Origin of the sequence: Pseudomonas sp. (assembly GCF_050739655.1) — a bacterium.
Lineage (GTDB): Bacteria > Pseudomonadota > Gammaproteobacteria > Pseudomonadales > Pseudomonadaceae > Aquipseudomonas.
In genome coordinates this window covers 1-4,479 of record NZ_JBOIBY010000379.1, presented here as the reverse complement: position 1 = coordinate 4,479, position 4,479 = coordinate 1, and the positions used below count along the sequence as shown (strand labels likewise).

General features: G+C 58.5%; 5 protein-coding genes. 1 reads left to right on the top strand and 4 read right to left on the bottom strand.

Annotated elements, in window-relative coordinates; all coding sequences use genetic code 11:
- The coding region (locus tag ACRESJ_RS18555; protein WP_431759182.1) for a hypothetical protein at positions 1-190 on the top strand (190 nt) is incomplete at its 5' end.
- Positions 191-772: 582 nt separating this feature from the next.
- On the opposite strand, the gene ACRESJ_RS18550 is transcribed toward ACRESJ_RS18555, so the two are convergent.
- From ACRESJ_RS18550 to ACRESJ_RS18535, 4 genes are all read right to left on the bottom strand, one after another.
- Positions 773-1,489, bottom strand: coding sequence for an ABC transporter ATP-binding protein (locus ACRESJ_RS18550; RefSeq protein ID WP_431759181.1), 717 nt, complete (start codon positions 1,487-1,489; stop codon positions 773-775).
- Positions 1,486-2,358: an ABC transporter ATP-binding protein gene (locus tag ACRESJ_RS18545; RefSeq protein ID WP_431759180.1), complete on the bottom strand. Its 873-nt coding sequence runs from the start codon at positions 2,356-2,358 to the stop codon at positions 1,486-1,488. The genes ACRESJ_RS18550 and ACRESJ_RS18545 overlap by 4 nt, the downstream gene beginning before the upstream one ends.
- Positions 2,355-3,638, bottom strand: a complete 1,284-nt coding sequence (gene livM / locus ACRESJ_RS18540) for a high-affinity branched-chain amino acid ABC transporter permease LivM (protein WP_431759179.1) — start codon at positions 3,636-3,638, stop codon at positions 2,355-2,357. The genes ACRESJ_RS18545 and livM overlap by 4 nt, the downstream gene beginning before the upstream one ends.
- Positions 3,639-3,641: 3 nt before the next feature.
- On the bottom strand, positions 3,642-4,479 hold an 838-nt coding region (locus ACRESJ_RS18535), incomplete at its 5' end, for an ABC transporter permease subunit (protein ID WP_431759178.1).

Below are 4,479 nucleotides of genomic sequence, written 5' to 3'. Positions count from 1 at the left end.
CGGCAGCTCCTACACAGGCCGCGGTGTTCAAAAAATGATCAATAGACTGATCGCCAGAGCAGCCGTGGCCTGCAGCCAACTGTGCGCACGTTATCCACAAGCCGCTCCACAGTCTCTGGGGGCAAGTGGAAAAGCTGAAAGCCGCTATCCACAAGGCTTTGCGCGGGGTTATGAAAAATTTTTCGCTTGACCCCCATGACCCTGCCGTGCAGCCCCTGGTCATTTTCTCGACCCGCCAGTCAAACCCGCGATGGCGCCAAGCCAGCAACCACGGCCTCCAGCGCAGTCTTTCCAGAGTTTAATCACAGACTTATCCACAGGATTACACACACCCGTTTCCTGCACTTTCGCCCGCAAGAAAATAGTTGACAACGCCGACCTGAAGCCCGGTAAAAATGCCTGATCAAAAAACAACCACACCGCTGTAGGTCACGGTTTCAAAGGCTTTCAGCCAGCTACCACCATGTTATTCACAGCCGGTTCCACAGCAAACGGGGACAAGTCAAAACCGTGACAAAACAGCTATTTGCAGCGGTTTTATGTCGCAGTTTGGGAGCTCGGAAAATTTGTTTTCCACAATTGCCTTTACCTGGCGTCAACGGTCCTGTAGGAGCGAGCTTGCTCGCGAAAAAAGCCGGCACAACGCGGGCATTCAGACAGCACGCGTTATCGTTGACGACCTTCGCGAGCAAGCTCGCTCCTACAGAAAGCAAAGGGCAAAAAAACGCCCTGACGTTGTGGGCGTCAGGGCGTTTTTGTTCAACGCAAAGGGTCAGTGTCCGCCGAGATAAGCGTTGCGCACATCCTCGTCCACCAGCAGCTCCTTGCCTGTGCCGCTCATGCGAATCTCGCCGTTGACCATCACATAAGCCCGGTCCGACAACCTGAGCGCGTGGTTGGCGTTCTGCTCCACGAGGAAGATCGTCATGCCGGTCTTCGCCAGTTCCCGCAGGGTGGCGAAGATCTGTTTCACAACGATCGGCGCCAGGCCCAGGCTTGGCTCGTCGAGCAACAACAGTTTCGGCCGACTCATCAGTGCCCGGGCGATGGCAAGCATTTGCTGTTCGCCACCGGACATGGTCATCGCACGCTGAGTGCGCCGCTCTTCAAGCCGCGGGAACAGCTCGAACATGCGCTGCATATCTTCCTTGGCGTACTTGTCACCGATCGGGATGGTGCCCATCAGCAGGTTTTCCTCGACGGTCATGTCGGGGAATACCCGCCGCCCTTCCGGCGACTGGGCGATGCCGTTGGAGGCGATGTAGTGCGACGACTTGTGGGTGATGTCCACACCCTGATAGAGGATCTGCCCGTCAGCCGCTCGCGGCTGACCGAAGATCGACATCAGCAGGGTCGACTTACCGGCGCCGTTGGAGCCGATCAGGCTGACGGTTTCACCTTCGTTGATGTGCAGCGAGACTTTCTTCAGGGCCTGGATCGGCCCGTAGAACACGTCCAGCTCCTTGAGCTCGAGGATAGGTTGACTCATACCACTTCCTCTTCGTCGGCGCCCAGATAAGCGGCAATCACTTTCGGATCGTTGCGAATGGCGTCGGGACCGCCCTCGGCGATGACGACGCCGTGGTCCAGCACCACGATGTGGTCGGAAATACTCATAACCATGCCCATGTCGTGTTCGATCAGCACCACGGTCAGATCGTGCTCGTCGCGAAGCAGCCGGATCATCGCGCTCAGCGCTTCGGTTTCCTGAGGGTTGAGGCCAGCGGCCGGTTCGTCGAGGCAGATGATCTGCGGACGAGTACACATGGCCCGGGCGATTTCCAGACGGCGTTGCTGGCCGTAGGACAGCTCACCGGCCAGACGGTTGGCACAGTCCACCAGATCCACCACTTCCAGCCAGTAGAACGCATGGTCCAGCGCATCGCTTTCGGCTTTACGGTAACCCTTGGTGTTGAGAATGCCCGCCAGCATGTTGCGGTTGACCCACATGTGCTGGGCCACCAGCAGGTTTTCCAGCACTGACATTTCCTTGAACAGGCGAATGTTCTGGAAGGTTCGCGCCAGGCCCGCCCGGTTGACCAAATGTGTACCGCCAAATGCTTTGTAATACAGGCGGCTGGCGAAGGTTTTCGGCGAGACGAAATCCGTCGGCTTGAAGGATTCGCCCAGCAGCTTGATGACGTTGGTCTGCTGGCCACGCAAGTTGAGTTCGATCTTGCCGCCGGAAGCCTTGTAGAAGCCGGTCAGGCAGTTGAACACGGTGGTCTTGCCGGCGCCGTTGGGGCCGATCAGGGCGAAGATCGAGTTGCGCTTGACCTTCAGACTGACGTCGTTCAACGCCTTGATGCCGCCGAAGTGCATCATCAGCTTTTCGACACTGAGTACGACTTCGCTCATGGCGCTACTCCTTTACGCGGCGTCACACCGGTGCGGCTGATCCGAATCAGGCCGCGCGGGCGCCAGATCATCATCAATACCATCAGCATCCCGAACAGCAGGACCCGGTATTCGGCAAAGCCACGCAGCAGTTCCGGGGCCACGGTCAACACGAACGCGGCGATCACCACGCCAATGGTCGAACCCATGCCACCCAGTACCACGATGGCGAGGATCAGTGCCGATTCGAAGAAGGTGAACGAAGTCGGGTTAACGAAGCCCTGGTAAGTGGCGAAGAACACCCCGGCCAGACCCGCCGTCGAAGCACCGATGGTGAACGCCGAGAGTTTGACCAGCACGTGGTTCAGGCCCATGGAGCGGCAGGCGATTTCATCTTCGCGCAGTGCTTCCCAGGCACGGCCGACTGGCATGCGGGTCAGGCGGTGTTTGATGTACAGCACGGCCAGCACAACCATGAACAACACCGCGTAGATGAAGTAGTACTTCACATCGGGGTTGTAGGCGATGCCGAAGAACTCATGGAACGGTACACCGCCGTCCTTCGCCCGCTTGCCGAATTCCAGACCGAAGAAGGTCGGCAGCGGTGCCGGCATCCCGTTCGGGCCACCGGTCAGGGACAGCCAGTTGTTGAGGATCAGGCGAATGATTTCACCGAAGCCCAGGGTCACGATCGCCAGGTAGTCGCCGTGCAGACGAAGCACCGGGAAACCGAGGATGCAACCCGCCAGCCCAGCAGTAATTGCCGCCAGTGGCAGTACCGTCCAGAAGCCCAGCCCCAGGTACTGATAACCGAGTGCCAGGCCGTAGGCGCCGATGGCGTAGAACGCCACGTAACCCAGGTCGAGCAAGCCGGCCAGGCCGACCACGATGTTCAGCCCCAGGCCCAGCAGTACGTAGATCAGCCCGAGGATGACCACGCCCAGCAGGTACGAGTTGGAGAAAAACGGGAAAACCACGGCGATGACGATCATCAGCGGGATGATCCAGCGCAGACGTGACTTGTAGTCCGGCGGCAGCACATGCACGCCTGAGCCGGTGCTTTCGAAACCTTCGAGAATGCGCAGTCCCTTGGGGGTCTGCAGGAACGTGCTCAAGGCAAAGCGGCCGGCCATGACAATGGCAATGATCCAGGCCACCCGGGTCGTTTCCAGATTGAAGCCATAGCCATCGAGGACGACGCCGACAATCGGGCCGAACACGATCAGGGCAACGAGGCCGGCAAGAATCGCATCAACCAGGCTTTTTTTGAGATCAATGGTTTTTTTAGTGGTTGAAGACATCGCTTACACCTTCGACACAAGAGGACGGCCGAGCAGGCCTTGGGGCCGAAAGACCAGAACGAGAACCAGCAGCGAGAAGCTGAAAACGTCTTTGTAGTCCGAGTTGACCAGACCTGAGAACAGCGACTCGGAAATCCCGAGAATGATGCCGCCAAGCATGGCTCCAGGCAGAGAGCCGATCCCGCCAAGTACCGCGGCAGTGAAGGCCTTGATGCCGATGACGAAGCCCGCGTAGAAGTCGAACGTGCCGTAGTTCATGGTGATCAGCACGCCGGCCAGGGCCGCCATGGCTGCACCGATGATGAACACGTAGGAAATCACCCGGTCGGTGTTGATCCCCAGGATCGAAGCCATCTTGCGGTCTTGTTGAGTCGCGCGGCACATGCGGCCGAGCTTGGTGTACTTGATGATGTAGGTCAGCGCCGCCATACCGGCGAATGCCGCGACCAGAATGAAGATCTTGGTGTAGGTGAGCTGGACGAAGCCAGTGCCTACGTCGACGCGCCATGCACCGGTCAGCAGGGTCGGAACACCCTGTTGGCGTGCACCCTGAGCGATCTGTGCATAGTTCTGCAGGATCAGCGAGATACCGATGGCGCTGATCAGCGGTGCCAATCGGGTTGAGTTACGCAGGGGTTTGTAGGCAACACGCTCGATCACCCAGCCGTACACCGCCGTGACAACGATGGTGAAGATCAGTGTGCCGAGCATCAGCAGAGGGAAGGATTCAATACCGAAGTATGCCAGCAGAGCCAGACTGATTGCCGCGAGGTAAGCGGAAATCATGTAAACCTCGCCGTGGGCGAAGTTGATCATGCCGATGATGCCATAGACCATTGTG